Source organism: Streptomyces sp. NPDC005141 (assembly GCF_053599975.1).
In genome coordinates, this window is the sequence record NZ_JBSFYW010000019.1 from 49,984 (window position 1) to 75,637 (window position 25,654).

Consider the following 25,654-nt stretch of genomic DNA (forward strand, 5'->3'; position numbering starts at 1 on the left):
ATACGGGGATCCTTGCGGCTGTGAGGTCCCTGAGAACAGATGTGACCGGGGTTCTTTACTAATCCGATAGCCGGTACGCCTTGTTCCGTTGAGCGGTGAATGTACCGCGAATCGCCCTTCCCTCAAAGGCGGTTGACGTCAGGCGAGCATGGACCGCCGCCTTCAGGCGAGCTCACGCAGCGCCTCGTCCAGCACCCGGCGCAGCAGCAGCGCGTCGGGGGCGAGCGCAGTCACGAGCACGGCGGGCCCGGCGAGCGGGGTCAGCGCGGCGGACTCGCCCAGCAGTCGCGCCGACGGCACCTCCTTCTCGAACTCCGGTCGTACGACGATGAGTTGCCCGATGGCCCGATGTCCCGCCAGGACGGCGGGCCCGTCCCAGCCACCGGGTGCGCCGGGACCGCACGCCAACTCCTGGTCGAGCAGGGCCCGGCCGTCGCGCCGGACAGTGAGACGGCTGGTGAGCCGCCCGGGTTCCTCGCCCACCCGCCCGAGCACCTGCTCCTCCCGGAAGACGAGCCGGGCCCCGAGTCCGAGGTCGACGCACGAGGAGACGGACAGTTCACTGCCACCGGCGGAGATCAACTGCTCGGGCAGCCAGGCCAGTTCGCCACCGTCGGCGACATCGAGGCGCACGTCGTAGCGGGCCTCGCCCTTGGCCTGGCCCGGCAGGGCGATGGTGGCGGCCGCCGAACCCACCCGCAGGCGCGCGGCCGGGCCGACCCGCGCCTCGACGGTGAGGTGATCGCCGCCGAGCGGTCCGCTCATCGCCCCGACCAGCATCACGCGCGCCTCGGACCCGCTGCTCCGGACCCGGCGCAGGGCGAGCGGCCCCTCCCCGTCCAGTACGGGCAGCGACGTCCCGCCCCGGCCGTCGTCCCGCGCCTCGATCCGCGCGGTGGCGCGCACTCCCGCCGTCGTCATGCCGTCCACGCCGCGAGCCGTTCCCGCACCCAGCCTGCGACCGCCGTGACCCCGCCCTCGGTCCGCAACGACTGGAAGACCACGGGAAGTTCGGCCCGCTGCGCCTTTGCGTCGGCCGCCATCCGGCCCAGATCGGACCCGACGTACGGCGCCAGGTCGGTCTTGTTCACGACGAGCAGGTCGGCCGTCGTGACACCCGGCCCGCCCTTGCGCGGGATGTCGTCCCCGCCCGCGACGTCGATCACGAAGATCTGCGCGTCGACGAGCCCCTTGGAGAAGGTCGCGGTGAGGTTGTCGCCCCCGGACTCCACGAGGATCAGATCCAGTGGCCCGATCTCGTCCTCCAGGTCCTCGACCGCTTCGAGGTTCGCGGAGATGTCGTCCCGGATCGCCGTGTGCGGACAGGCGCCCGTCTCCACGGCCGTGATCCGCTCGGGCGGCAGCACCGCTTCCCGCAGCAGGAACTCGGCGTCCTCTCGGGTGTAGATGTCATTGGTGACGACGGCGAGGGACAGTTCGTCGCGCAGCACCCGGCAGAGCGCGGCGACGGTGGCGGTCTTCCCCGAACCGACGGGGCCACCGAGCCCTATCCGCAGGGCGCGGCGCGAGCCGTCGGGACGGTGGGCGTCGGCGCTGATCGCGGACGGCCCGTGGTGACTGTGGTCGAGATGCACGGTACGGCTCCAACTTCGTTCGGTCCGCGCCGACGCGAGGCGGCCTGTCCGGCGTTCACGGACCGGGCCGTTCGGGCCGACGGCGGGGTTCTGGGGGAGGCTGCCCCGGAGGCGATGGGTCCCGGGCCCATCGAGTGGGCCAGTGGGGCTCCGACCTCCGGAGAGGGTGGGGCGAAGGGGCGGCCACGTCCGACGGCGGCGGCCCCGCGGGTTTCCTCGGATGGCGAAGGCGACGGGCTCCTCCGATGGTGAAGGTGACCGGCTCCCCGCGATGGTCAGGACTCGCGGGCTCCTCGCGACAACTCCTACGACTCCTACGACGCGAAGAGGCGTACCGGCCAGGCCGCGTGGACCTCCGCGCTGATCTCCAGCAGCGGCGCCGACGCCGCGGGCAGTGCCTCGACCCCGTCGTCGAGAGCCCGCCGCGCCGCACCGGCCGCCGCGTGGGCGACGACGTCAAGTTCCGGTGCGAGGCAGGCCAGTACGGCCGTCGCGTCGAACGGATCGAGACTCAGCAACCGCACCGTCGCCGACGCCGGCCCGCTGACGCACTCGTACGCGGAGCAGTACGCGGCGTCCTCGGGCCCCAGCCCGGCGGCCCGCGCCGCCACGCCCAGCACGACCGGCTGATGGGCACCCTTGGGGAACTCCCGTGCCAGCGCTTCGAGTTCGCCGGAGGGCCAGGTCGCTCTGGCCGCCCGCATGAGCTGCCGTCCCAGCCGACGCGCGGCGACCCGCAGCGCCGGCGAGGGCGTGCGCGCGTCGGCCGCCGCGTCCAGGGCCGACGGATCGATCCCGAGCGCGCCCGCCGCGGCCAGTGCGGCCCCGACGAGTCCGGTCGTGTGCAGCCGGCCCCTGATGAAGTCCTCCAGGGTCGCCGCTCCGGTGATCCGCCCGGCCTTGACGGCCGCCTCGGCCCCGCCGGAGTGCGCGTGCCCTCCGGCGGGAAAGCGGCCGTCGGCCAGGACGAGAAGCGCTGCCCTGGACATCAGAAGAGGAAGTAACGCTGGGCCATAGGCAGTTCGGCGGCAGGAGTCGCCTCGACGAGTTCGCCGTCGATGTGCACGGCGAAGCTGTCGGGGTCGATCCGCACCTGCGGCCGCGCGTCGTTCTCCCGCATGTCGGCCTTGGTGACCGCCCGCGTCGAGTCGATGGCCACGAACCGCTTGCCGAGCGAGAGCCGTTCGGGGAGCCCGTCCTCGATGGCGAGCGGCGCGACGAAGTTGAACGAGTTCGCCGCCGGGGCCCGCCCGATCGCCCCGAACATCGGCCGGGGCAGGATCGGCTGGGGCGTCGGGATCGACGCGTTGGCGTCGCCCATCTGCGCGTACGCGATCATTCCGCCCTTGATGACGAGATGCGGCTTGACCCCGAAGAACGCGGGCTCCCACAGCACGAGGTCGGCGAGCTTGCCGGTCTCGACGGAGCCGATCTCCCGCGCGAGGCCCTGCGCGAGCGCCGGGTTGATCGTGTATTTGGCGACATAGCGACGGACCCGGTGGTTGTCCGCGCGGCCGTCACCGGGCAGCGCGCCCCGGCGCCGCTTCATCACATGGGCCGTCTGCCAGGTCCGCATGATCACCTCACCGACACGGCCCATGGCCTGGGAGTCGGACGAGATGATCGAGATGGCACCGAGGTCGTGCAGTATGTCCTCGGCGCCGATCGTCGACGGCCGGATCCGGGACTCGGCGAAGGCCAGGTCCTCGGGCACCGCCGGGTTCAGGTGGTGGCACACCATCAGCATGTCGAGGTGTTCCTCGGCGGTGTTGACGGTGTAGGGCCGGGTCGGGTTGGTCGAGCTGGGCAGCACGTACGACTCGGAGACCACGGACATGATGTCCGGCGCGTGCCCGCCGCCCGCACCCTCGGTGTGGTACGCGTGAATGCCGCGTCCGCCGATCGCCGCGAGGGTGTCGGCGACGAACCCGGCCTCGTTGAGCGTGTCGGTGTGGATGGCGACCTGGACGCCGGTGCGGTCGGCGACGGTGAGCGCCGCGTCGATCGCCGCGGGAGTCGAGCCCCAGTCCTCGTGGATCTTCAGGCCGAGTGCGCCGCCCCGGATCTGCGACAGCATCGCGTCGTGCGAGACGGTGTTGCCCTTGCCGAGCAGGCCGAAGTTGAGCGGGTACCCCTCCATCGCCTCCAGCATCCGGGCCAGATGCCAGGGGCCGGGCGTGACGGTGGTCGCCTTGGAGCCCTCGGCGGGACCCGTACCGCCGCCGACGAGCGTCGTGATGCCGGAGGCGAGCGCCTCGTCGGCGATCTGCGGACAGATCAGATGGACGTGCGCGTCGATGGCGCCGGCCGTCAGGATCCGCCCGTTGCCCGCGATGATCTCGGTCTCGGGGCCGATCACCAGGTCGGGGTGGACTCCGTCCATCGTGTCCGGGTTGCCGGCCTTGCCGATGCCGGTGATCCGGCCGTCGCGAATGCCGACGTCGGCCTTGACGATCCCCCAGTGGTCGATGATCACGACACCGGTGACGACCGTGTCCGGGGTGCCGTCTGCGCGCGTAGCGCGCGCCTGGCCCATGGATTCCCGGATGACCTTGCCCCCGCCGAACACCGCCTCGTCACCGGCGAGTCCGGGGCCGCCGGAACGGTCCTCCTCGATCTCGATCAGCAGGTCGGTGTCCGCGAGGCGGATGCGGTCGCCCGTGGTGGGGCCGAACAGGTCGGCGTACACGGCACGCGAGATCTCAGGCATCGAGGGCACCTCCGGTCTCACCGCGCAGGCCGGGCACCACGCGGGCGCCGGCGAGCGGGACGAGTTCGACGTCGACGGGGATCCCGGGCTCGAAGCGCACGGCGGTGCCGGCGGCGACGTTGAGCCGCTTGCCGCGCGCGGCGGCGCGATCGAAGTGCAGCCCGGGGTTGGCCTCGGCGAAATGGTAGTGGGAGCCGACCTGGACGGGGCGGTCGGCGGCGTTGAGGACGGTCAGACGGGTGACCTCACGGCCCTCGTTGAAGACGACGGGCTCGTCGGCGAAGAGGATCTCTCCGGGAATCATGGCGCTCGCTCTCCCGTCAGACGATCGGGTCGTGGACGGTGACGAGCTTGGTGCCGTCCGGGAAGGTCGCCTCGACCTGGACGTCATGGATCATCTCGGAGATGCCCGACATGACGTCGTCGCGGGTGAGGATCTTGCGTCCGGAGGACATCAGCTCGGCGACGGTACGGCCGTCGCGGGCGCCCTCGAGGATGTGCGACGTGATCAGGGCGACGGCCTCGGGGTGGTTCAGTTTCAGCCCGCGGGCCCGGCGCTTCTCGGCGACGTCGGCGGCCACATGGATCAGCAGCCTCTCCTGCTCGTGCGGGGTCAAGTGCACGGCGTCCCACCTCACATCCTCGCTCCGGACCGTGCGGGGCCCGGTGGCCGCAGCCACCAAAACCCCTGGTGGCGTGGATGCGCACGCTAGTTGGCCGGAGTTTCGAGGACGTTAACCAGCCTGTGATCCTTCCGGGCCCGAGCGGCCGGACTCCGTCGCGCACGAGGGACCGCCCAGCTTCCCCGGGTTCGCCTCGTCCGGCCGCACCGACACTCCGGAAAGCCACGGCCCCGGAGCGGACCGGACCGTATACGGGATGTCGCACGGTCACGGTCGTGATCCGAGCCGCGATCGCGGTCGTGGACGAAGGGCCGCTGCCGCGACGCGTCCCGGGTCGCCGGCGGCACCCCACCCATCTCGCCGGGGCCCGAGCCGAACCTCTTCGGCTAGGAGGCGCTGGGCCCCCGGTGCTCCGCGGCGATGCCGAACCGCTGGCGTTCGCGGGGCGCGGACGCCACCTCGCGCACGCTGGACAGCGCGCTGATCACCTGCTCGTCCGCGGGCTCCTGGAGCTCTTCGAGGCGCTCCAGATCGGCGGCGGAGACCAGGGCGACGAGGGGCTTCCCGTGCCGCGTCACGACGACGCGCTCACCGCCGTACACGACGCGATTGATCAGTTCGGCGAGCTCAGCCCTGGCTTGCGTCACCGGAATCTCGTAGGCCATGACGTCCAGCTTAGACCGGGCCCGGCGGCACCACGGGGTGCACAGGATCCAGCCGGCAGGCGGGACAGGGCACCCCTGGACCGCCTCCCGGTCCGGCGCGCCGCCGTTTCGCTCTCAGCATGGCCCTCTTCCACAGAGACGTACGTCCTGTACATTTTTTACATACGTCGAACCAGAGGAGGCGCTCGACATGACCAGCCCGTCCGCCCGCCATGTCCTGCCCGAGTTCACCGAACGCACCGGCACGGGACACCGGACGCAGGATCCCTACTCGAAGCTGCTCAGCGAGCGGATCGTGTTCCTCGGGACGCCGATCGACGACATCTCGGCGAACGATGTGACGGCCCAGTTCATGTACCTCGAACACCAGGCGCCCGAGCAGGACATCTCGCTCTACATCAACTCCCCGGGCGGCTCCTTCAGCGCGATGACCGCGATCTACGACACGATGCAGTTCGTGACCTGCGACGTCGAGACGGTCTGCCTCGGCCGGGCGGCGTCGGCCGCTGCCGTTCTGCTGGCCGGCGGAACTCCGGGCAAGCGGCTCGCCCTGCCGGGAGCCCGCGTCGTCATCCACCAGCCGTCGGTCCCGGAGCCGATCCAGGGGCAGGCGAGCGATCTGGCTCTTCAGGCCGACGAGTTGGCACGCACCCGCGAGACGCTGGAGGAGATGCTCGTACGGCACACGGGACAGAGCCCGGAACGGGTCGCGGCGGACATCCAGCGGGACAAGATCCTCGACGCGCCGGCGGCGCTGGCCTACGGGCTGATCGACCGGATCGTCCCGAGCCGCAAGGCCTCGCGCGAAGCCCCCGGCGCGAGGTGAGCGGCCGATGATCCCGGACCTCCCCCCGCTGCCCGCGCTGACCCGCGCCGAGGCCGAGCTGATCGACCGCTACCTCGACGTGGTCGACCTGCTCGGCCGGATCAACCCGGCCCGCCCCGGAGACACCTATCGCGGCCTGAGGGCGGCTCAGGCACTGGTCGGCAAGGCGACGGCCCTGCGGGACGCCCTCGCGCTGATGCACCAGCGGGGCGAGAGCGAGGTGCACGCCCCGACCCTGGCTCAGGCCCTGCGGGTTCTCGACGGAGAGCGGCGGGCGGCCCGGGTCACCGTGCCGCCCGAGTCGGGCAGTTGACGCACCCACACCCCGGAGCCGATCCACGCCGAGACTCCGCGCCGTCCGGCCCGGGACACAAACGGACCGGATGGTGTACCCCCTGATGGCGTAGCGAACGATCCTTTCTGCGACCCGTTCAAGTTGCGCAACACGCGGAGCAGAAAGGCGGGATGAGCCCTTCGTCGCAGGTGCGGGCATGGCCGGTGTCCCCAACACCCGCTCGAACGGAGGGGTGTCCACCCGAACGGGTGAGTGGTGAGTAAGCCCACAAAACACCGGTTCCGCTCGGTTTTCCCGACACTCATGAGTGAAGATCCCTCCGACGACAAGCCCCCGCCACAGCGGCGGGGCGGTCCGGGCGGACGCCGAGTCCTGCCGCCGCCCGGATGACCGGTCGACAGATGTGCATCGGCAGGAGTGGAGGACCCAGCACGACGGGCCGCCGGAGCAATCCGGGCGGTCCTTGGGGTGAAGCCGCAGCAGCGGCCGGGCAACTTCGCCAGCCCGAATCCGACAGGTCATCCTTCACAGGCGGCTGACGAAGGGTTGCGCATGACTGCGCTCAATCGTGTCCCGTCGCTGTGGACCCGGGCCGGTACGGCCTCGGCGCTCACCATCGCCGCCGTGGGCGGCAGCCTCGTGGTCCCTGGCGTCGCTCCGGACGCCCAGGCGGCCACACCTGCGACGAAGGCACTCCAGGTCGCGGCGTCCAAGCACGGCGCCCCGTACAAGTGGGGCGCCACGGGACCGCACCGCTTCGACTGCTCCGGGCTCACGCTCTACTCGTACAAGAAGGCAGGCAAGAAGCTGCCTCGTACGGCCGCGGCGCAGTACAACAAGACGCACCATGTCTCCGCCTCGCACCGCAAGGCCGGTGACCTCGTGTTCTTCCACTCGGGCCGGAACGTGTACCACGTCGGCATCTACGCCGGGAAGGGAAAGATCTGGCACTCCCCGAAGACCGGGGACGTGGTGAAGCTCCAGAAGATCTGGACGAGAAGCGTCTGGTACGGCAGGGTCAGCTGACTCTGTCCCAGGGGCGGCGGCCCACGCCGCCGCCCCTGGGGCCACCTGGCTCGCGAACGTGGGCGACCCGGCCCTGACCGGTCTCTGATTCCCCCTGACCGCCGGTCCGGCCCGCACGCCCGCCTCGTGACGAGACGTCCGGTTCAGCTCCGCAGCGGCTCCAGCACCAGGACGAGGCCCAGAACGGTGAGGGCGCCCCCGGTGACCCCCTCCACGGCGCGTGCGGCCCGCGGCCCGCGCAGCCACCGTCCGAGCCTGTCCACCAGCAGCGCGACCGCCGGGAACCACAGCAGGGCCAGAACGACCACGATGAGCGCCAGCAGCAGCGTCCGCGGCATCGCCGGGCTGCCCGCCGGAACGAACTGCGGCAGCAGGCTGAGGAAGGTGATGGGCGCCTTCGGATTCAGTGCGTTGGTGACGAAGCCCTGCCGCAGCGGGCGCGCACCCGCGAACGCCGCACCCGCCACCGCCTCTCCCGGACGCGGGCCCACCCCGTCGGACACCACCCCGCGCGGACGCCCCAGTGAGCGCAGCGTGCGCAGGCCCAGGTACAGCACATAGGCACCGCCGAGCAGCTGGAGCGTCCGGAACAGCGCCGGTACGGCGGTGAGGACCGCGGCGACCCCGGCGACGGCGAGCGCGGTGTGGAGCAGCAGCCCGCCCGCGATGCCGAGGGCGCAGGCGACTCCGGCCCGGCGCGAGACGAGGGCGTTGCGTACGACGACGGTGAAGTCCGCGCCCGGCATGGCGACCATGCCCGCGGCGACGCCCGTGAAGGCGACCAGCTGTGCGTCCATGCCCCCAGGTTGCCCGGCCCGGGCCTTCAGCAGGTATGTCGAATATCCTGGGCGGGCCTTAAGCAATCGTTTAGACCTGGCGGTCCTTTGCGTCCGGCGCGGTGCCGCCGGACCCGGGAGGGCTCCATGTACGACCCGACGCGGCTCGCGGCGCTGGTGGCGGTCGCCGAGGCGGGTTCGATCACCCGGGCCGCCGAACGCCTCGGGTACACCCCGCCGGCACTGTCCCAGCAGGTGGCGAAGCTGGAGCGGGAGGCGGGGGCGACGCTGCTGGTGCGCTCCCATCGGGGGACGCGGCTCACCGGGGCGGGTGAACTGCTGGTGGCACGGGCCCGCCGGGTCCTCGACGAGATGGAGCTGGCCCGGCACGAACTGGCCCGTCTGGCGGGACTGTCGGGCGGCACTCTGCGGCTCGGCACCTTCCAGACGGCGGGCATCCATCTGCTGCCGCCCGTACTCAGCGCCTTCCGCCGGGCCCACCCCGACGTGGAACTCGCGGTCGCCGACTACGAACCTCCGCACGGGATCGCGGCGGTGGCCGCCGGCGAGGTGGATCTGGCCCTCACACACACCTACCAGCCCGCCGCACCGGTCCCGCTGCCGTCGTCCGTGGGCATCGAGCCGGTCCTGGTCGAGGAGCTGGTGCTGGTGACCGCTCCCGGGCACATCCTCGCGGGCGGTTCGGCGCGGCTGCCGCTCGCCGAGCTCGCCGGGCAGCCGCTGATCAGCATGGCCCCGGACCACCCGCCCCGGCAGGGTGTGGAGGCCGCGCTCGCCCGGGCGGGGGCGACGCCGGCGGTGCTCGTCGAGACTCCGGGGTACGCGCTGGTGTGCGCGCTGGTCAGCGCCGGGCTCGGGATCGCGGTCGTGCCGGAGATGGTGGCGGCGACCGCGGCGACGCCGGTGGGGACACGCTCGCTGGAGCCGGGAGATCTGCGCCGAACGATCTCGGTCGTCCACCGGACGGATGTGACAGCCCCCGCGGCCGACGCGTTCCGTGCCCTGCTGCGCGGCGCGTTCGGGCGGGCCGGACAGCACCGGCCCGGCAGTCGGGCGGACGGCTAGGCCCTGTCCGGACGGCCGGCCTGAAAGGACTTGTCCGAACGGCCTGAACGGACTTGTCCGAACGGCCAGCCCGAAGAGCCTCTTCGAACGGCTTTTCCGAACGCAGGCGTCATGGCTCTTGGCCCCCGGCCGTCACAGGCTGGACCGGTGCCGGCCACGGGAGTTCGATGGAGACCGTCTTGCCGCCCTCCCGGGTCGGCCGGACGGTGAGTCTGCCGCCGCATTCGGCGGCCAGCCAGCGGATGATCACCATGCCGCGGCCGTTGTCCTGCTGAACGGCCGCGGGCAGCCGCTTCGGAAAGCGCGGATGGCTGTCGGTGACTCCGATGCGCAGGTGCTCCTCCCGGTCGAGACATACGTCGACCGTGAAGGTGGGCGACTGCCCGAGCGTGTGCTGGACGGCGTTGGTGGCCAGTTCGGACACGATCAGCCGTACTGTTTCGGCGACTTCGGAGTCGCACGGCAGGCCCCATTCGGCCAACACCTCGGCGACGAATTTACGGGCCGTGGAAACCGAGACGGGTTCGCTCCGCAGCGTGACGGATGCTTCCTGGTGATCTGCCATGGCGACGTCGTCCCTTTCCCACGGGACCGGAGCCCGACACCGAGCGGACGGTTCGAGTACGGTCCCGGACTGGTGCTTGCGCCAGACTGCCATTACCGGGCGGGTCACGGGTGCGATCCACCGAGTAATGCATATATCTGTCGCTCGATGCGGTGAACTCTGCGTCGGCAGAGCGTATTCGGGCGACTTGGAGGGGGTAAGGAGAACAGCCATGCAGCACGGTCCCGCGGTGCGCCGCCGCAAGCTCGGTGCCGAACTGCGCGCGCTGCGCGCGGGCTCAGGCCTCACGAGCGGTGAGGCGGCCCGCCTGCTCGGCTGGCACCAGTCGAAGGTGAGCCGCATCGAGACCGGCACCAGCGGGGTGAAACCGGCCGATGTGGAACGCCTGTTGGACGCGTACGGCGTCGAGGATCCAGAACTGCGCCAGCTCCTCGTCGTGTTGGCGGGGTCCGAGGGCAACGGCCGTCATCACTGGTGGCACGCGTATCGCGGGGTGCTCCCGCCCGCGTACCGCGACTTCATCAGCCTGGAGTCCGGGGCCAGCGGCATGCGCACCCTGGAGACCTCCGTCGTACCCGGGCTGCTGCAGACGCCGGACTACGCCCGCGCGGTGACGCGGGCCGCCGTGGACGGGCTGGAGGACAGCAAGCTCGACGCCCTGGTCGAGGTGCGTCTGGCCCGGCAGGACGTGCTGCGTTCGAACCCGCCGCTGAAGCTGTCCGCGGTCCTGGACGAAGCGGTGTTACGACGGGAGGTCGGCGGGCCCGACGTCATGGCACGCCAGCTGTGCCGGTTGCGGGAGGCCGCGGCCCTGCCTCAAGTACGGCTCCAGGTCCTGCCGTTCGCCGCCGGGGCCCACATCGGAGTCACCGGGCCTTTCGTTATTTTCTCATTTCCGAACACAACCGATCTGGATGTGGTTGTTCTCGACCACTTGACGAGTAGCCTCTATCTCGAGCGGAAAGAAGACCTCCAGGCCTACACCGAGGCCTTCAACGCCCTTCAGTTCCACGCCCTTTCGCCCGAGGACTCGTTGGACTACATCGCCGGGATAGCTGACGGCGCGTAAGGAGGCACCCTCATGTCTGCAATGCCTCGGTACGTACCCTCCAGTACTTCACTGCACGGCGTGCGATGGCTGCGCAGCAGCCGCAGCACGGGAATGAACAACTGCGTCGAGACGGCGCGGCCTGGCTCCGGGCTCTGGTCCGGAATGGTCGCGGTTCGCGATTCCAAGAACCCGGCCGGCCCCGCCCTGCTGTTCGCCCCTGGCGTCTGGGAGGGGTTCGTCACCGGTCTGAGCTGACCCGCACGGCACACCGGCTCACCGCTTCATGAATTCACCGGTTCCGGCTGATCACGTCCACCGCGTGCTCGATCTGCTTCTCGGTGAGGTCCGCGCGGGCCGTCAGCCGCAGCCGCGAAATACCGTCGGGCACCGACGGGGGACGGAAACAGCCGACGGCGAGGCCCGCCTCGCGGCAGTCGGCCGCCCATCGCACCGCTCGTTCGGGGGACGGTGCCCGCACGGAGACGACGGCGGCGTCCGGTCGAACCGCGGCGAGACCCTCAGCCGTCAGACGGGTGTGCAGGGCCGTGGCCACCTCTCGCGCCCGTGCCGCCCGCCCCGGTTCACGGCGCAGCAACCGGAGCGCCGCGAGGGCCGCGCCCGCCGCGGCCGGCGCCAGACCGGTGTCGAAGATGAAGGTGCGCGCCGCGTTGATCAGGTGGTCGATGACCGCCGCCGGGCCGAGGACGGCTCCGCCCTGGCTGCCGAGCGACTTGGAGAGCGTTACGGTCACGACGACGTCCGGGTCCCCCGCGAGCCCCGCCGCGTGCGCGGCGCCCCTGCCGCCGTCGCCCAGGACACCGAGTCCGTGCGCGTCGTCGACGACCAGCCCGGCGCCGTACTCCCGGCATGCGAGGGCGAGTTCGGCGAGTGGTGCCGCGTCGCCGTCCACCGAGAAGACCGTGTCGGAGACGGTGACGGCGGGTCCCTCGTGGGTGCCCAGCGCCTTGCGTACGCCGTCGGGGTCGGCGTGACCCACGACCTGTGTGGTGCCGCGGGCCAGCCGGCAGCCGTCGATCAGTGAGGCGTGGTTGCCCGCGTCCGAGACGACCAGCGAGCCGTGCGGCGCGAGCGCGGTGACGGCGGCGAGGTTGGCCGCGTATCCGGAGGAGAAGACGAGCGCGGATTCGAAGCCGCAGAAGTCGGCCAGCTCGCGTTCCAGCTCACCGTGCAGTTCGGTGGTGCCGGTGACGAGGCGGGAGCCCGTCGCGCCGCCGCCCCACGTGCGCGCGGCCCGGGCCGCGCCCTCGGTGACCTCCGGATGGCGGGCGAGCCCGAGGTAGTCGTTGCTCGCGAGATCGAGGAGCGGCGAGTCGGCGGGGCGCGGGCGCAACGTACGCACGAGTCCGGCCCGGCGGCGCGCCTCGGCCTGCTCGTCGATCCAGCCGAACGCCATGTGTCCTCCGGGGCTCGTGGCCAGTGCGGTGGCGGGTGTTTTGTAGGCAGTGCACAGACCCTAGCGGTCGCTCCGTCGGCCCAGGATGTGGCAATACCCACACGTCGAACCATCTCTGTTGTGCAAACTCTCCTTGGCCGAGAGCGGTCGCATGGTCCAGGATCGGACCTCATGGACCTGCTGAACACGCTGGTGGACAAGGGGCTTCGGCGCGAGCTGCCGACCCGCGACGAGGCGCTGGCCGTACTGGCCACCTCCGACGACGACGTACTCGACGTGGTGGCCGCGGCCGGCAAGGTACGCCGGCACTGGTTCGGCCGACGGGTGAAACTGAACTATCTCGTCAACCTCAAATCGGGCCTGTGCCCGGAGGACTGCTCGTACTGCTCGCAGCGCCTCGGCTCCAAGGCGGGCATTCTCAAATACACCTGGCTCAAGCCCGACGAGGCCTCCCGGGCCGCGGCGGCCGGGCTCGCCGGGGGCGCCAAGCGGGTCTGCCTGGTGGCCAGCGGGCGCGGTCCGACGGACCGTGACGTGGACCGGGTCTCCGACACCATCAAGGCGATCAAGGACCAGAACGAGAGCGTCGAGGTCTGTGCCTGCCTCGGTCTGCTCTCCGACGGCCAGGCCGAACGGTTGCGCGAGGCGGGCGCGGACGCCTACAACCACAACCTGAACACGTCCGAGGGGACGTACGGGGAGATCACGACCACCCACACGTACGCCGACCGGGTCGACACGGTCCAGAAGGCGCACGCGGCGGGGCTGTCCGCCTGCTCGGGTCTGATCGCGGGCATGGGCGAGTCGGACGAGGACCTCGTGGACGTCGTGTACGCGCTGCGCGAGCTCGACCCTGACTCCGTTCCGGTGAACTTCCTGATTCCCTTCGAGGGCACCCCGCTCGCCAAGGAGTGGAACCTCACCCCGCAGCGCTGTCTGCGCATCCTCGCCATGGTCCGGTTCGTCTGCCCGGACGTCGAGGTCCGTATCGCCGGCGGCCGCGAGGTCCATCTGCGCACTCTCCAGCCACTCGCCCTGAACCTCGCCAACTCGATCTTCCTCGGTGACTACCTCACCAGCGAGGGCCAGGCGGGCAAGGCCGACCTGGAGATGATCGCGGACGCGGGCTTCGAGGTGGAGAACGCCGGCGAGGTGACGCTGCCGGAGCACCGGGTGTCGGTGGCCGGCGGCTGCGGATCGCACGCGGAAGCCGGATGCGGATCGCACGACAGCGCCGGGTGCGGGTCGCAGGCGGAGGCCGGATGCGGGTCCCACGCGGACGGCGGGGTGTGCGGTTCCGCGGCTGCGGCTCCGGCGGCGGCCGTGGCGCCCGCCGAGGCCCGCACGGACCTCGTCTCCGTGCGCCGCCGCGGTGCGGGGACGGACCTCGCGCCCAATGCCTGAGCTGTCCGTACGGGAACTGCTCGACCTCGACCGGCGCCACGTCTGGCATCCGTACGGGCCGATGCCCGGCCGCCAGGAGCCGCTGGTCGTGGAGTCGGCGAGCGGGGTCCGGCTGCGCCTGGCCGGCGGTACCGGCGAGCTGATCGACGGCATGTCGTCCTGGTGGTCGGCGATCCACGGCTACAACCACCCGGTCCTGAACGACGCGGCTCGCGGCCAACTGGAGCGCATGAGCCACGTGATGTTCGGCGGGCTCACCCACGAGCCCGCCGTCCGGCTGGCGAAGCTGCTGGTCGACATCTCGCCCGAGGGGCTGGAGCACGTCTTCCTCGCCGACTCCGGCTCGGTCTCCGTCGAGGTCGCCGTCAAGATGTGCCTCCAGCACTGGCGCTCGCTCGGCCGCCCGGGCAAGCAGCGGCTGCTGACCTGGCGGGGCGGCTATCACGGGGACACCTGGCAGCCCATGTCGGTGTGCGACCCCGAGGGCGGGATGCACGAGCTGTGGCAGGGCGTGCTCCAGCGTCAGGTGTTCGCCGAGGCGCCGCCCGCCGCCTACGAGGAGTCTTACGCCGACCGGCTGCGCGAGCTGATCGGGCGGCACGCGGACGAGCTCGCCGCCGTCATCGTGGAGCCGGTGGTGCAGGGTGCGGGCGGGATGCGTTTCCACTCCCCCGCGTATCTGCGGGTGCTGCGCGAGGCGTGCGACGAGCACGACGTGCTGCTGGTCTTCGACGAGATCGCCACCGGCTTCGGCCGTACGGGTGAACTGTTCGCGGCGGACCACGCGGGCGTCACCCCGGACGTGATGTGTGTCGGCAAGGCGTTGACCGGCGGCTATCTGACGATGGCGGCGACGCTGTGCACCTCGCGGGTGGCCGACGGCATCTCGCGCGGTGAGGTCCCGGTGCTCGCGCACGGCCCGACCTTCATGGGCAATCCGCTCGCCGCGGCGGTGGCGTGCGCGTCCGTCGACCTGCTGCTCGGCCAGGACTGGCGGACCGAGGTCAAGCGGATCGAGACGGGTCTGCGGGACGGCCTCGCGGAGGCGGCGACCCTGCCGGGCGTCCGGGACGTACGGGTGCTCGGCGCGATCGGGGTCGTCCAGCTCGACCACGAGGTGGACATGAAGGCGGCGACGGCGGCCGCGGTGCGCGAGGGCGTGTGGCTGCGGCCGTTCCGCGACCTCGTCTACACGATGCCGCCGTACGTCACGGGCGACACGGATCTGGCACGGATTGCCCGCGCGGTGTGCGCGGTGGCGCGGGAGGGTTGAGATGCCGGTACTGGTGATCACGGGGACGGGCACGGAGGTCGGCAAGACGGTCGTCACGGCCGCTGTCGCCGCCACGGCTCTCGCGGCCGGGCGGTCCGTGGCCGTCCTGAAGCCCGCGCAGACCGGTGTAGGTCCGCACGAGCGCGGCGACGCCGACGAGGTGGCCCGGCTCGCGGGTGCCGTCACGACGCTCGAACTGGGCCGTTATCCGGAGCCGTTGGCGCCCGCGACGGCCGCCCGGCGGGCCGGCCTCGCGCCGGTGTCTCCGCAGGAGGCCGCGGAGGCCGCGGCCAAACTGGCCACCGAGCACGATCTGGTGCTGGTCGAGGGCGCGGGCGGTCTGCTCGTCCGGTTCGACGACGAGGACGGGACGCTGGCGGACGCGGCCCGGCTGCTCGACGCACCCGTACTGGTCGTCGCTTCCGCGGGACTGGGCACGCTCAACACCACGGAGCTGACGGCTCGTGAACTACGGCGCCGGGAGCTGGACTTCGCGGGCGTGGTGATCGGCAGCTGGCCGAACTCCCCCGATCTGGCGATGCGGTGCAATCTCGCGGACCTCCCCGCGGTGTCCGGAGCACCCCTGCTGGGCGCGGTACCGGCGGGCGCGGGGACCCATGCGCCCGCCGGCTTCCGTGCGGGGGCGCCGAGTTGGCTGGACCACCGGTTGGGCGGACGCTGGAACGCCGACGCCTTCGCCGCGTCGTACAGGATCTGACGGGCACCTCGCTCCCGGGACCCGGCGGGAGCGAGGAGCTTCGCCTCCGCACCCCGGCGTACCCGGCCATGGACACCAGGACGCCGCGCCCTCAGCCGTCCGCGCGGACATCGGCGTCGGTGCCCCTCGCCGCAACCCCTTCGTGCGGACGGGCGCCCGCACGCCCGGCGCGTGCGCCGGACCTCACGGGGGGAGAATCCCGGTAGGCCCCGTCCTCCCAGGAGGTCCGTCATGCCGTTCATGTCGCTCCGGCCGGCCCGCTCCGGCAAGGTCGCTCCGGAGGCCGTGCACCATCCGGTGTTCGCCCGCTGCTACGCCCGCGCCAGCGTCGGCGCCGAGACCCGGATGGGGATGGGCCGCGTGCGCGACCGGCTGCTCACCGGGCTGTCGGGGCGGGTCATCGAGATCGGCGCGGGCAACGGCCTGAACTTCGCGCACTATCCGGGCGCCGTCTCGGAAGTCGTCGCCATCGAACCCGAACGGCTGCTCCGGCAGTTGGCGGTGGAGGCGGCGCTGCGCTGCGAGGTACCGGTCGATGTGGCGCCGGGTGCCGCGGAGGCCCTGCCGGTCAAGAGCGAGGCGTACGACGCCGCCGTACTGTCCCTGGTGCTGTGCAGTGTGCGGGACGTGCCGAGGGCGCTCGCCGAGGTGCGGCGGGTGCTGCGCCCCGGCGGCACGGTGCGGTTCTTCGAGCACGGCAGGGGTGGGGGACGAGTGATGGCGTCCGCCCAGCGGGGCCTGGACCGCACGGTGTGGCCGCGGCTGAGCGGCGGCTGCCATCTGTCCCGCGACCCGATCGCCGCCCTGCGTGCGGCGGGCTTCGAACTGGGCCCCTACCGGCGGCTGCTGATGCCCGAGAAGGGGCCGCGCCTGCCCACGTCGTACTGCGTCCTGGGCACCGCCCGCCGACCGCTCGGCTAGGTGGTGACCTCCGGATCGTCCCGGGCGGCGTCACAGGCTCCAGCGGCGCAGTTCGTTCGTGATGTCGTGCACCGTGGCCTCGCCGCTCTTCACCAGGCGGGCCAGGTCCCGTACCTGTTCGGGCGAGGTGACGACCTTCAGGCCGCTGGCGACGAGATAGGCGTACGCGACGGCCGAGGCGAACATCGCGTTGGAGCGTTCGAGCGCCGGGACGTGCAGCAGGAGCTGGAGCAGCGCGGCGGCGCGGGCGTGCGGGCTGTCGTAGACGGGAATGCCGAAGATCTCCGCCTCGTGCCGGCTGACCGCGGCGACGAGGGCTCCCCAGTCGGTGACCTGGGGATCTCCGGGCGTTTTCCGTTCGGCGATGATGAGGAGCCAGGCAAGATCGACTCTGAGACTGCTCAAGGGATCAGCGACGACCTTCGCGGGTGCCTTCACGGTCCGCGCCGAATTCCTCGGCGAAGACGGACTCGTACTGCTTCATGAAATCCGCGGCGGCCTCCACGAAGGTGTGGCCCACTTCCCCGGTGTCCTGCCGGACGAGCTCCTCGATGTAGCGGTTCACGCTCATCCCCCGTTCCAGGGCTCGCTCCCGGGCGGCCCGTGCTGTGCCCTCGTCCACCCGGACGTTCAGCTGAGTCTTCGCCATCCTTCGAAGCTAGCGCGGAACCACTAGCACCCGCAAGAGGGGCCGCCCGGCCCCGGGGGTGGAGAACTCCGATGGAGCGTGCCCCTTACATCGATATCAGGGCCACACCCTGGGGCGGAGACCATCCGGCACTCAGGGGGGATACCGAGTGTGCCTCCGATCACACTACGCTCGGGCCGGACGAGGAGTCCTGACATCCATCACAGAGGAGGCGGTCTTGTCCACAGCTGCTGCCGAGCATCTTCCCGGCCGCGCGGAGGGGGACGGGATCGCCGCCCGCGCCCGTGGCCTGACCAAGGCGTACGGTTCCGGCGAGACCGCGGTCCTGGCCCTCGACTCGGTCGACGTGGACATCGCGCGCGGCCGGTTCACCGCCGTCATGGGCCCCTCGGGCTCCGGGAAGTCGACCCTCATGCACTGTCTGGCGGGCCTCGACACCGTCTCGGCCGGCCAGGTGTGGCTGGGCGACACCGAGATCACCGGCCTGAAGGACCGCGAACTGACCCGGCTGCGACGGGACCGGATCGGCTTCATGTTCCAGTCGTTCAACCTGATCCCCACACTGAACGCGGCGGAGAACATCACGCTGCCCATGGACATCGCGGGCCAGAAGCCCGACCAGCAGTGGCTGGACCAGGTCATCGACACCCTCGGGCTGCGCGACCGGCTGAAGCACCGGCCCGCCCAGTTGTCCGGGGGGCAGCAGCAGCGCGTCGCCTGCGCGCGGGCGCTCGCCTCCCGGCCCGAGCTGATCTTCGCGGACGAGCCGACCGGCAACCTGGACTCCCGCGCGGGTCTCGAAGTCCTCGGCTTCCTGCGCGAGGCCGTCGACGAGCTGGGCCAGACCGTCGTCATGGTCACGCACGATCCCGGCGCGGCCGCCCACTCAGACCTGGTGCTCTTCCTCGCGGACGGGCGCATCGTGGACGAGATGGAGCGCCCCACGGCGGAGGCCGTGCTGGAGCGGATGAAGCGTTTCGACACGATCCGGGTGACCTACGACGGCGGGCGCGGCGGGACCGGTGACCCCACGGTCGCCGGGGGCTCCGACGGCAGCGCCCGCGCCGGCGGCACGGGTGACACGTCTCCCGTCGCCGGCACGGGCGACACCGCACCCGGCAGCGCCGGCGAGGCCGCTCCCGACAGCGGCTCCGGCGACGTAACCCTCGACAAGGACTGAGGCGGTCGTGCTCAAGGCGACACTGCGAAGCTTTCTCGCGCACAAGGGCCGGCTGCTGCTCTCGGCACTGGCCATCGTGCTGTCCGTGGCCTTCGTCGCGGGCAGTCTCATCTTCTCGGACACGGTGACCCGCACGTTCGACCGGCTCTTCGCCTCCACCTCGGCCGATGTGACCGTGGAACCGAAGAACGACCTGAACTCGCAGCTTCCGACCGGCGCCACCGAGACGGTGCCGGCCTCGCTCGCGGACCGGATCGCCAAGGTCGACGGAGTCGCCGCCACCCACGTGGACGCGTCCGTGGAGAACGCCCCGGTCGTCGACAGCGAGAACAAGTCGGTCGGACCGACGACAGGCGCTCCCACCATCGTCACCAACTGGGAGATCACGGAACGCAGTCCGGTGAAGCTGACCTCCGGACACGAGCCGAAGGGCGACGGGGAGGCACTGCTCGACGCCGACACCGCCGACAAGAAGCACCTCGGCATCGGTGACACCCTGACGGTGCAGGCACAGCCCGGTTCGTTCCAGGTGCGGATCGTCGGGATCGCCACCTTCACCACCACCAACCCCGGTGCCGCGCTGATCTTCCTGGACACCCCGACCGCGCAGACCAAGCTGCTCGGCGGCCCCGACGTCGCCACGAGCATCTCCGTGGACGCGGCGCCGGGCGTCGGTGACGATCGGCTCAAGCAGCGCATCGCCACCGAACTCGACACCAAGAAGTACGACTTGAAGACCGCCGATGAGCAGGCGGAGTCGGCCGCCGCCCAGCTCGGCGGATTCCTCGACGTCATCAAGTACGTGATGCTCGGCTTCGCGGGCATCGCCGTGCTCGTCGGGATCTTCCTCATCGTCAACACCTTCTCCATGCTGATCGCCCAGCGCACCCGGGAACTCGGCCTGTTGCGCGCGCTCGGCGCCGACCGCCGTCAGGTGCGCCGGTCGGTGCTCACCGAGGCGCTGCTCCTCGGCCTGGTCGGTTCGACCCTCGGCCTCGCGGCGGGGATCGGGCTGGCGATCGGGCTGATCAAGCTGATGACCGCGTTCGGCATGAACCTCAAGTCCACCGAGATGGTGATCGGCTGGGGAACTCCCGTGGCGGCGTACGTCGTCGGGGTCGGCGTCACCTACATCGCGGCGTATCTCCCGGCCAGGCGCGCGGCGGGCGTCTCCCCCATGGCGGCCCTCGCGGACGCCGAGGTCGCGGGTGTGGGCAGGTCGTTGCGGGTACGGGCCGTGGTGGGCGGTGTCGTCGGGGCGGCCGGGGCCGCGGCTCTCGCGGGATGCGCGGCCTCGACGAAGACATCGACGTCCGCCTCCCTGCTGGGACTCGGTGTCGTCCTGACGCTGATCGCGACAGTGATCGCGGGACCCCTGCTCGTCCGTCCGGTGATCCGGGTACTGGGGGGTGCCTTCCCGGCCATCTTCGGCCCGGTGGGCCGGATGAGTCAGCGCAACGCGCTGCGCAATCCGCGGCGCACGGGCGCCACCGCGGCCGCGCTCATGGTGGGACTCGCCCTGGTCGGCGGTATGTCCGTGGCCAGCGCGTCCATGAGCAAGTCCTTCGACAAGCAGATCGACAACACGCTCGGCGCCGACTTCGTGCTCCAGAACGACAACTTCGTGCCGTTCTCCAAGGAGCTCACGGACAAGGTGCGCGCCACCGAGGGCGTGGGGCTCGTCGTCCGCCAGCGGTTCACACCGGTCGCGGTGCGGCTGCCGGACGGCAAGAGGATCGAGACGGCCGCCTCCGCCTACGACGCGCGGCTCGACGACGTCGCCCACATCACGTACGCGCAGGGCGACACCGCGGCGGCGCTGGGCGACGGTCGCATCGCCATGGACGCGAAGTTCGCGAAGGACCACGACGTGCGGATCGGCAGCACGATTCCCGTCGAGTTCCCCGCCGGCCGCAAGACCACCCTGACGGTGGGCGCACTCACCGACCAGGACGGCAGCGGTGGGTTCGGCATGCAGGGCGGGCTCGTCATCGGCTTCGGCACGATCGAGAAGTTCGTGCCCGGCGGGCAGGACTCCGCGCTCTACGTGAACGCGGCCCCGGGCACCGCCCCGGACCGGCTGCGCCCCCGCCTGGAGAAGACCCTCGAGCCCTATCCGCAGGTGCAGGTCCGCGACCAGGCCGACTACAAGAAGCTCATCCACGACCAGATCGCCGTGCTGCTCTACCTCGTGTACGCGCTGCTCGGGCTGGCGATCGTCATCGCGGTGCTCGGCGTGGTCAACACCCTCGCGCTGTCCGTCGTGGAGCGCACCCGCGAGATCGGACTGCTGCGCGCCATCGGGCTCGGGCGGCGCCAGCTGCGCCGGATGATCCGGCTGGAGTCGGTGGTGATCGCCGTGTTCGGTGCCGTCCTCGGACTGGCGCTGGGAATCATCTGGGGCGTCTGTGTCCAGCAGGTGCTCGCGCTGCAGGGCATGAAGGCGCTCGCGATCCCCTGGACGACGATCGTCGCGGTCGTGGTCGGTTCGGCCGTCGTCGGCATCGTCGCGGCGCTGCTTCCCGCGCTGCGCGCCTCGCGCATGAACGTGCTCGAGGCCATCGCGCACGAGTGACGGCTCGCCCCGGTCCGCAGGGACCGGGGCAAGTCCCCGCCAGGGAGGGAGAGTTCATGTCGCGCCCGTTCCGCTTCGGCGTCAGCCTGCTCACTCCGGCGCCCGCCGCCGAGTGGCGCGCCAAGTGCCGTCGCGCCGAGGAGCTCGGCTACGACGTGATCACCGTGGCGGACCACCTGGGGATGCCCGCCCCGTTCCCCTCGCTGGTCGCCGCCGCCGAGGCGACCGAGCGGCCGCGGCTGGGCACGTTCGTGCTCAACGCGGGCTTCTGGAACCCCGCGCTGCTGGCCCGCGAGGTGACCACCACGAACGCGCTGACGGGCGGCCGTCTCGAACTCGGCCTCGGCACCGGTTACGTACCGGCGGAGCACGAGTCGGCTGGTCTGCCCTGGGGCACCGCGGGCGAGCGCGTCGACCATCTCCGGCGCACGGTCGAGGAGTTGGAGCGGATCCTCGGCCCGGGGGAACCTCCCCACCCGCCACCGCGGCCCGGCGGGGAGGCCTCCGGGCCGCCGACCGCACCGGAGCCGCGGGTCCCGCTGCTGATCGGAGCCAACGGCGACCGGATGCTCCGTATCGCCGCGGAGTACGCCGACATCGCGGCGTTCACGGGCGCGCGCACCCGGCAGGACGGCACTCTGGAGCCGATCACGGCCACCGAACTCGACGAACGCGTCGCGCTCTACCGGGAGGCTGCCGCCGCGCGCGAGGAACCCGCCGAACTCAACCTGCTGATCCAGATCGTCACCGTCGCCGACGACCGCGCCGCCGCCGTCCGGCCGTGGCTTCCCCGGATCCCGCATCTGACCGAGCGGCAGGTCCTGGATCTGCCGATCGTCCTGGTGGGCACGGTCGAGCAGATCGTCGAGCAGGTGCGGGACCAGCGCGAGCGTTTCGGATTCTCGTATCTGACCGTGCTGGAGCCGAACCTCGAGGCCTTCGCTCCCGTGGTCCGTGAGCTGCGCGGCCGGTGACCGTCCGCATGATGGAATGCGGGGCCCGCGCCCGGCCCGCGTGATGGGATCGGTCCATGAGCGACTTGCGGATACGGGCCGGGCGGCCCGAGGACCTCGATGCCGTGCTCGCCTTCTGGAAGATGGCCGCCGAGGGCACGAGCATCAGTGACGACCGGAGCGGCGTGGAGCGGCTGATCGCCCGCGACCCCGAGGCCCTGCTGCTGGCGGAGCGCGACGGCGAGCTGGTCGGCACCGTGATCGCCGGCTTCGACGGCTGGCGCTGCCATCTGTACCGGCTGGCCGTCCATCCCGGACGGCGTCGCCTCGGCATCGGCTCCGCTCTGCTCGCCGCCGCGGAGGAGCGTTTCGTCCTGCTCGGAGGGCGGCGCGGCGACGCCATGGTGCTGCGCCGGAACGAGACCGCCCACCATGCCTGGCGTGCCGCCGGGTATGCGCCCGAGGAGAACTGGCGGCGCTGGGTGAAGCCGCTCACCGATTAGAGGCTCCGCCGTGCGGCGGAGGCCGCCAAGGAGGCTCCTTTGCCCGTCCTTTACCATTGGTGGACCATCGGTCCTCCAACGAAAGGTGTGAGCGTCCGCCCATGGGCGAGCCTCCCAGTACCCGGAGCCGTGATCCCCACGGCTGCCCCGGACATCGCGCGATCCCTCCGTCCCTGGCCGATCATGGAACGGAGGTGACCCGATGACGGAAGTGTTCCTGCTCCTGGTGGCGGTTCTGCTGTCGCTGGCCTGCGGCGGCTTCGTGGCGGCGGAGTTCTCGCTGACCACGGTCGAGCGCAGTGAGCTCGAGCGTGCCGTGGAACGCGGCGAGCGGGGCGCCTCTGGCGCCCTCAAGGCCGCACGGAACCTCACCTTCCAGCTGTCCGGCGCCCAGCTGGGCATCACCGTGACGAACCTGGTCGTCGGCATGCTCTCCGAGTCCTCGATCGCCAAGCTGATCGCCGGCCCCCTGGAGTCGATCGGCGTTCCGGCCTCCGCGTCGCGCTCGGTGGCCCTGGTCATCGGTACGGCGCTCTCGACGATCTTCCTGATGGTCGTCGGTGAACTGGTGCCCAAGAACTGGGCGATCTCCTCACCGCTGGCCGTGGCCAAGCGGGTGGCCACTCCGCAGCGCTGGTTCAGCGCCGCGTTCCGGCCGTTCATCGCGCATCTCAACAACACGGCGAACCACGTCGTACGCCGCTTCGGCCTCGAACCCGCCGAGGAGCTGGCCTCCGCCCGCGGTCCCCAGGAACTGGTGGCACTCGCCCGGCACTCCGCCAAGGAGGGCGCGCTGGAGGCGGACACCGCCGAGCTGTTCGTGCGCACCCTGAACCTCGCCGACCTGACCGCGGAGAACGTGATGACGCCCCGCGTCCAGGTCATCGCGCTGGAGGTCCAGGCGACCTGCGAGGACGTGGCGAACGCGACCCGGGCGACGGGTCTGTCCCGTTTCCCCGTCTACCACGGCAGTCTCGACGAGGTCGTCGGCGTCGCGCACATCAAGGACGTGCTGACCGTGGGTGCCGACAGCAGGACACAGACCGCCGTCTCGCAGATCATGCGTGAGCCGCTGCTCGTACCGGAATCACTGACCGTCGACCGGCTGCTGGACCGGCTCGTCGGCAAGCGCACGATGGCCGTCGTCATCGACGAGTACGGCGGTACGGCAGGCGTCGCCACATTGGAGGACATCGTCGAAGAGGTCGTCGGCGAGGTACGAGACGAGCACGACCCGCACGAAACACCCGACCTCGCCCCGGTCGGCACGGACGACGAGGGCAGGGCGCTGTACTCGGCGGACGGCTCCGCCCGCACCGACCAGCTCGCCCGCGTCGGACTGCGCGTGCCCGACGGGCCGTACGAGACGCTGGCCGGTTTCGTCGCGTCCGAGCTCGGCCGCATCCCCGCCGAGGGAGACACCGTCGAGGTCGCCGGCTGGCGGCTCGACGTGGTGGACGCCTCGGGACGGCGGGCCGCACGCGTGCTGCTGCACGCGCCGCACGACGCCGAGGAGGGCGCGCGATGACCGCCGTACAACTGCTGATCGGGCTCGCGACGCTCGTCGTGAACGCCTTCTTCGTGAGTGCCGAGTTCGCGCTGATCTCGGTGCGCCGCAGCCAGATCGAGCCGCACGCCGAGCGGGGCGACCGGCGGGCGCGGAGTGTGATCTGGGGCCTCGAACACGTCTCGGCGCTGCTCGCGACCGCACAGCTGGGCATCACGCTGTGCACCCTGGTGCTCGGCATCGTGGCCGAGCCCGCGATCGCGCACCTGCTGGAGCCGGTGTTCCACGCGATGGGCGTCCCCTCCGGTGCGGGCCACGCGGTCTCCTTCGTCATCGCGCTCGCCCTGGCGACGTATCTGCACATGCTGCTCGGCGAGATGGTTCCGAAGAACATCTCACTCGCCGAACCCGTGCGTACGGCGCTGGTGCTGGGGCCGCCGCTCGTCGCGCTCTCGCGCGCGCTGCGCCCGGTGATCTTCACGGTCAACGCCTTCGCCAACGGGCTGCTGAAGCTGTTGCGGGTCGAGACGAAGGACGAGGTCACGGCGACCTTCTCCGACGACGAACTGGCGCGCCTCGTCCAGGACTCCAGTGCCGCCGGGCTCATCGACCATCGCGCGCAGGAGCGGCTGCACGACGCGCTGGAGCTGGGGCGCCGCCCGGTGCACGACGTGGTGCTCCCGGTGGAACGCGTCGTCTACGCACACGTGGGCGTCACTCCGGAGGAACTGGAGCGGCTGTCGGCCGAGTCGGGCTTCTCCCGCTTCCCGGTCGTCGACGACGGTCGCCGCATCGTCGGCTATCTGCACGTCAAGGACGCGCTGGACGCCGTTCCGCGCGAGCTGCCGTTCCGTGTGGAGGACATGCGCCCCATCGCTCGCGTCCGGGAGAGCACCCCGCTGGACGACGTCCTGACGGCGATGCGCCGCAGCCGTACGCATCTCGCGGCGGTCATGGGCAGCGACGGACGGCTCACGGGTCTGGTGACGATGGAGGACGTCCTGCGGGAACTGTTCGGGCAGCCGGCGTAGGAACCCGTCGGCCGACGATCCCGGTCCGGGGCGTACCGGCCGGGGACGATCCGGGCCCTGGGCGATTCCGGCCGGGCGACCGCCGCCGGGTCGGGGGTCGCCCGGCCGGAGGTCGCCGGGCCGAGGTCGTCCAGGCGGGGTTGCCGGGCCGAGGTCGTAGAGGCGGAGGTCGCCCGAACCCGGTCGTCCCGGCGGAGGTCGCCCCGACGGGAGTGCGTTCGTCGCTGTCGCCAGACAAGGCTGCCCGAACGACCCGCGGGGCCGACCGGTCCATGAGCCCGACCGACCGATGAGTATGTGTTCGGGTT

Annotated in this window: 28 protein-coding genes and 1 riboswitch; of the genes, 16 read left to right on the forward strand and 12 right to left on the reverse strand. The window is 71.4% G+C overall.

The annotated features are described in order from the left end of the window. Positions 1-162: 162 nt before the first annotated feature. The 7 genes from ACWD68_RS17360 to ACWD68_RS17390 all read right to left on the reverse strand — a co-directional run bounded on the left by ACWD68_RS17360 (position 163) and on the right by ACWD68_RS17390 (position 5,593). Complete coding sequence (locus ACWD68_RS17360) at positions 163-921, reverse strand: urease accessory protein UreD (RefSeq protein ID WP_451807273.1); 759 nt, start codon at positions 919-921, stop codon at positions 163-165. Next, positions 918-1,595 (reverse strand): urease accessory protein UreG, encoded by a 678-nt coding sequence (gene ureG, locus ACWD68_RS17365; protein ID WP_451807274.1) that lies wholly within the window; start codon positions 1,593-1,595, stop codon positions 918-920. Before ureG ends, ACWD68_RS17360 begins: the two co-directional genes overlap by 4 nt. A gap of 314 nt (positions 1,596-1,909) precedes the next feature. Continuing rightward, positions 1,910-2,584: an urease accessory protein UreF gene (locus tag ACWD68_RS17370; protein WP_451807275.1), complete on the reverse strand. Its 675-nt coding sequence runs from the start codon at positions 2,582-2,584 to the stop codon at positions 1,910-1,912. Then, positions 2,584-4,305 carry an urease subunit alpha gene (locus tag ACWD68_RS17375; RefSeq protein ID WP_451807276.1) on the reverse strand — a complete coding sequence of 574 codons (1,722 nt, stop codon included), beginning with the start codon at positions 4,303-4,305 and terminating at the stop codon, positions 2,584-2,586. The genes ACWD68_RS17370 and ACWD68_RS17375 overlap by 1 nt, the downstream gene beginning before the upstream one ends. Beyond that, positions 4,298-4,609, reverse strand: coding sequence for an urease subunit beta (locus ACWD68_RS17380; RefSeq protein ID WP_451807277.1), 312 nt, complete (start codon positions 4,607-4,609; stop codon positions 4,298-4,300). The genes ACWD68_RS17375 and ACWD68_RS17380 overlap by 8 nt, the downstream gene beginning before the upstream one ends. Before the next feature lie 16 nt (positions 4,610-4,625). Then, the gene (locus tag ACWD68_RS17385) at positions 4,626-4,928 is read right to left on the reverse strand and encodes an urease subunit gamma (RefSeq protein WP_451807278.1); all 303 of its coding nucleotides are present in this window, start codon (positions 4,926-4,928) and stop codon (positions 4,626-4,628) included. 386 nt (positions 4,929-5,314) lie between these two features. Then, on the reverse strand, positions 5,315-5,593 hold the full coding sequence (locus ACWD68_RS17390; protein ID WP_266756051.1) for a type II toxin-antitoxin system Phd/YefM family antitoxin: 279 nt from the start codon (positions 5,591-5,593) through the stop codon (positions 5,315-5,317). Between the two features lie 190 nt (positions 5,594-5,783). Here ACWD68_RS17390 and ACWD68_RS17395 point away from each other — a divergent pair, with 190 nt between their 5' ends. The 3 genes from ACWD68_RS17395 to ACWD68_RS17405 all read left to right on the forward strand — a co-directional run bounded on the left by ACWD68_RS17395 (position 5,784) and on the right by ACWD68_RS17405 (position 7,740). Beyond that, positions 5,784-6,419 (forward strand): ATP-dependent Clp protease proteolytic subunit, encoded by a 636-nt coding sequence (locus tag ACWD68_RS17395; protein WP_451807279.1) that lies wholly within the window; start codon positions 5,784-5,786, stop codon positions 6,417-6,419. 7 nt (positions 6,420-6,426) lie between these two features. Beyond that, positions 6,427-6,732: a hypothetical protein gene (locus ACWD68_RS17400; RefSeq protein ID WP_451807280.1), complete on the forward strand. Its 306-nt coding sequence runs from the start codon at positions 6,427-6,429 to the stop codon at positions 6,730-6,732. Positions 6,733-7,099: 367 nt separating this feature from the next. Beyond that, positions 7,100-7,263: riboswitch (cyclic di-AMP (ydaO/yuaA leader) on the forward strand. A gap of 3 nt (positions 7,264-7,266) precedes the next feature. Beyond that, on the forward strand, positions 7,267-7,740 hold the full coding sequence (locus ACWD68_RS17405; RefSeq protein WP_451807281.1) for a C40 family peptidase: 474 nt from the start codon (positions 7,267-7,269) through the stop codon (positions 7,738-7,740). A gap of 143 nt (positions 7,741-7,883) precedes the next feature. Here ACWD68_RS17405 and ACWD68_RS17410 read toward each other — a convergent pair whose 3' ends face one another. Beyond that, positions 7,884-8,537, reverse strand: coding sequence for a LysE family translocator (locus tag ACWD68_RS17410; RefSeq protein ID WP_451807282.1), 654 nt, complete (start codon positions 8,535-8,537; stop codon positions 7,884-7,886). Between the two features lie 126 nt (positions 8,538-8,663). Between ACWD68_RS17410 and ACWD68_RS17415 the strand changes: the two genes are divergently transcribed. Further along, positions 8,664-9,602, forward strand: coding sequence for a LysR family transcriptional regulator (locus tag ACWD68_RS17415; protein WP_451807283.1), 939 nt, complete (start codon positions 8,664-8,666; stop codon positions 9,600-9,602). Between the two features lie 109 nt (positions 9,603-9,711). Here ACWD68_RS17415 and ACWD68_RS17420 read toward each other — a convergent pair whose 3' ends face one another. Next, positions 9,712-10,167: an ATP-binding protein gene (locus tag ACWD68_RS17420; protein ID WP_451807284.1), complete on the reverse strand. Its 456-nt coding sequence runs from the start codon at positions 10,165-10,167 to the stop codon at positions 9,712-9,714. Positions 10,168-10,378: 211 nt separating this feature from the next. On the opposite strand from ACWD68_RS17420, the gene ACWD68_RS17425 reads away from it, so the two are divergent. Further along, positions 10,379-11,236 carry a helix-turn-helix domain-containing protein gene (locus tag ACWD68_RS17425; RefSeq protein ID WP_451807285.1) on the forward strand — a complete coding sequence of 286 codons (858 nt, stop codon included), beginning with the start codon at positions 10,379-10,381 and terminating at the stop codon, positions 11,234-11,236. A 12-nt stretch (positions 11,237-11,248) separates the two neighbouring features. After that, positions 11,249-11,473, forward strand: coding sequence for a DUF397 domain-containing protein (locus ACWD68_RS17430; protein WP_451807286.1), 225 nt, complete (start codon positions 11,249-11,251; stop codon positions 11,471-11,473). A 34-nt stretch (positions 11,474-11,507) separates the two neighbouring features. On the opposite strand, the gene ACWD68_RS17435 is transcribed toward ACWD68_RS17430, so the two are convergent. Continuing rightward, a complete protein-coding gene (locus ACWD68_RS17435) occupies positions 11,508-12,632 on the reverse strand; it encodes an 8-amino-7-oxononanoate synthase (RefSeq protein WP_451807287.1) in 1,125 nt (374 codons plus the stop codon). A gap of 171 nt (positions 12,633-12,803) precedes the next feature. On the opposite strand from ACWD68_RS17435, the gene bioB reads away from it, so the two are divergent. From bioB to ACWD68_RS17455, 4 genes are all read left to right on the forward strand, one after another. Continuing rightward, positions 12,804-14,036 (forward strand): biotin synthase BioB, encoded by a 1,233-nt coding sequence (gene bioB / locus ACWD68_RS17440; RefSeq protein WP_451807288.1) that lies wholly within the window; start codon positions 12,804-12,806, stop codon positions 14,034-14,036. Further along, on the forward strand, positions 14,029-15,309 hold the full coding sequence (locus ACWD68_RS17445; RefSeq protein ID WP_451807289.1) for an adenosylmethionine--8-amino-7-oxononanoate transaminase: 1,281 nt from the start codon (positions 14,029-14,031) through the stop codon (positions 15,307-15,309). The genes bioB and ACWD68_RS17445 overlap by 8 nt, the downstream gene beginning before the upstream one ends. A gap of 1 nt (position 15,310) precedes the next feature. Next, positions 15,311-16,027, forward strand: a complete 717-nt coding sequence (bioD, locus tag ACWD68_RS17450) for a dethiobiotin synthase (protein WP_451807290.1) — start codon at positions 15,311-15,313, stop codon at positions 16,025-16,027. A 240-nt stretch (positions 16,028-16,267) separates the two neighbouring features. Next, on the forward strand, positions 16,268-16,948 hold the full coding sequence (locus ACWD68_RS17455; protein WP_451807367.1) for a class I SAM-dependent methyltransferase: 681 nt from the start codon (positions 16,268-16,270) through the stop codon (positions 16,946-16,948). A gap of 30 nt (positions 16,949-16,978) precedes the next feature. On the opposite strand, the gene ACWD68_RS17460 is transcribed toward ACWD68_RS17455, so the two are convergent. Then, a complete protein-coding gene (locus tag ACWD68_RS17460) occupies positions 16,979-17,353 on the reverse strand; it encodes a fic family toxin-antitoxin system, toxin component (protein WP_451807291.1) in 375 nt (124 codons plus the stop codon). 4 nt (positions 17,354-17,357) lie between these two features. Then, positions 17,358-17,597, reverse strand: a complete 240-nt coding sequence (locus ACWD68_RS17465; RefSeq protein ID WP_028800409.1) for a toxin-antitoxin system antitoxin component — start codon at positions 17,595-17,597, stop codon at positions 17,358-17,360. A 217-nt stretch (positions 17,598-17,814) separates the two neighbouring features. Here ACWD68_RS17465 and ACWD68_RS17470 point away from each other — a divergent pair, with 217 nt between their 5' ends. The 6 genes from ACWD68_RS17470 to ACWD68_RS17495 all read left to right on the forward strand — a co-directional run bounded on the left by ACWD68_RS17470 (position 17,815) and on the right by ACWD68_RS17495 (position 25,346). After that, a complete protein-coding gene (locus ACWD68_RS17470) occupies positions 17,815-18,777 on the forward strand; it encodes an ABC transporter ATP-binding protein (RefSeq protein WP_451807292.1) in 963 nt (320 codons plus the stop codon). Positions 18,778-18,784: 7 nt separating this feature from the next. Next, positions 18,785-21,352 (forward strand): ABC transporter permease, encoded by a 2,568-nt coding sequence (locus ACWD68_RS17475; RefSeq protein ID WP_451807293.1) that lies wholly within the window; start codon positions 18,785-18,787, stop codon positions 21,350-21,352. Between the two features lie 56 nt (positions 21,353-21,408). Then, positions 21,409-22,326 (forward strand): LLM class F420-dependent oxidoreductase, encoded by a 918-nt coding sequence (locus tag ACWD68_RS17480; protein WP_451807294.1) that lies wholly within the window; start codon positions 21,409-21,411, stop codon positions 22,324-22,326. A 56-nt stretch (positions 22,327-22,382) separates the two neighbouring features. After that, positions 22,383-22,808, forward strand: a complete 426-nt coding sequence (locus tag ACWD68_RS17485) for a GNAT family N-acetyltransferase (protein WP_451807295.1) — start codon at positions 22,383-22,385, stop codon at positions 22,806-22,808. Positions 22,809-23,010: 202 nt separating this feature from the next. Next, entirely contained in the window at positions 23,011-24,336 is a 1,326-nt protein-coding gene (locus ACWD68_RS17490) for a hemolysin family protein (RefSeq protein ID WP_451807296.1), read from the forward strand. After that, on the forward strand, positions 24,333-25,346 hold the full coding sequence (locus ACWD68_RS17495; RefSeq protein ID WP_451807297.1) for a hemolysin family protein: 1,014 nt from the start codon (positions 24,333-24,335) through the stop codon (positions 25,344-25,346). Before ACWD68_RS17490 ends, ACWD68_RS17495 begins: the two co-directional genes overlap by 4 nt. Positions 25,347-25,654 lie beyond the last annotated feature (308 nt).

Coding starts and splice junctions, on each gene's coding strand:
- ACWD68_RS17360 (WP_451807273.1), bottom strand. CDS start 921: ATGACGACGGCGGGAGTGCGCGCCACCGCGCGGATCGAGGCGCGGGAC.
- ACWD68_RS17370 (WP_451807275.1), bottom strand. CDS start 2,584: ATGTCCAGGGCAGCGCTTCTCGTCCTGGCCGACGGCCGCTTTCCCGCC.
- ACWD68_RS17375 (WP_451807276.1), bottom strand. CDS start 4,305: ATGCCTGAGATCTCGCGTGCCGTGTACGCCGACCTGTTCGGCCCCACC.
- ACWD68_RS17380 (WP_451807277.1), bottom strand. CDS start 4,609: ATGATTCCCGGAGAGATCCTCTTCGCCGACGAGCCCGTCGTCTTCAAC.
- ACWD68_RS17390 (WP_266756051.1), bottom strand. CDS start 5,593: ATGGCCTACGAGATTCCGGTGACGCAAGCCAGGGCTGAGCTCGCCGAA.
- ACWD68_RS17395 (WP_451807279.1), top strand. CDS start 5,784: ATGACCAGCCCGTCCGCCCGCCATGTCCTGCCCGAGTTCACCGAACGC.
- ACWD68_RS17400 (WP_451807280.1), top strand. CDS start 6,427: ATGATCCCGGACCTCCCCCCGCTGCCCGCGCTGACCCGCGCCGAGGCC.
- ACWD68_RS17405 (WP_451807281.1), top strand. CDS start 7,267: ATGACTGCGCTCAATCGTGTCCCGTCGCTGTGGACCCGGGCCGGTACG.
- ACWD68_RS17410 (WP_451807282.1), bottom strand. CDS start 8,537: ATGGACGCACAGCTGGTCGCCTTCACGGGCGTCGCCGCGGGCATGGTC.
- ACWD68_RS17415 (WP_451807283.1), top strand. CDS start 8,664: ATGTACGACCCGACGCGGCTCGCGGCGCTGGTGGCGGTCGCCGAGGCG.
- ACWD68_RS17420 (WP_451807284.1), bottom strand. CDS start 10,167: ATGGCAGATCACCAGGAAGCATCCGTCACGCTGCGGAGCGAACCCGTC.
- ACWD68_RS17425 (WP_451807285.1), top strand. CDS start 10,379: ATGCAGCACGGTCCCGCGGTGCGCCGCCGCAAGCTCGGTGCCGAACTG.
- ACWD68_RS17430 (WP_451807286.1), top strand. CDS start 11,249: ATGTCTGCAATGCCTCGGTACGTACCCTCCAGTACTTCACTGCACGGC.
- ACWD68_RS17435 (WP_451807287.1), bottom strand. CDS start 12,632: ATGGCGTTCGGCTGGATCGACGAGCAGGCCGAGGCGCGCCGCCGGGCC.
- bioB (WP_451807288.1), top strand. CDS start 12,804: ATGGACCTGCTGAACACGCTGGTGGACAAGGGGCTTCGGCGCGAGCTG.
- ACWD68_RS17445 (WP_451807289.1), top strand. CDS start 14,029: ATGCCTGAGCTGTCCGTACGGGAACTGCTCGACCTCGACCGGCGCCAC.
- bioD (WP_451807290.1), top strand. CDS start 15,311: ATGCCGGTACTGGTGATCACGGGGACGGGCACGGAGGTCGGCAAGACG.
- ACWD68_RS17455 (WP_451807367.1), top strand. CDS start 16,268: ATGTCGCTCCGGCCGGCCCGCTCCGGCAAGGTCGCTCCGGAGGCCGTG.
- ACWD68_RS17465 (WP_028800409.1), bottom strand. CDS start 17,597: ATGGCGAAGACTCAGCTGAACGTCCGGGTGGACGAGGGCACAGCACGG.
- ACWD68_RS17480 (WP_451807294.1), top strand. CDS start 21,409: ATGTCGCGCCCGTTCCGCTTCGGCGTCAGCCTGCTCACTCCGGCGCCC.
- ACWD68_RS17485 (WP_451807295.1), top strand. CDS start 22,383: ATGAGCGACTTGCGGATACGGGCCGGGCGGCCCGAGGACCTCGATGCC.
- ACWD68_RS17490 (WP_451807296.1), top strand. CDS start 23,011: ATGACGGAAGTGTTCCTGCTCCTGGTGGCGGTTCTGCTGTCGCTGGCC.
- ACWD68_RS17495 (WP_451807297.1), top strand. CDS start 24,333: ATGACCGCCGTACAACTGCTGATCGGGCTCGCGACGCTCGTCGTGAAC.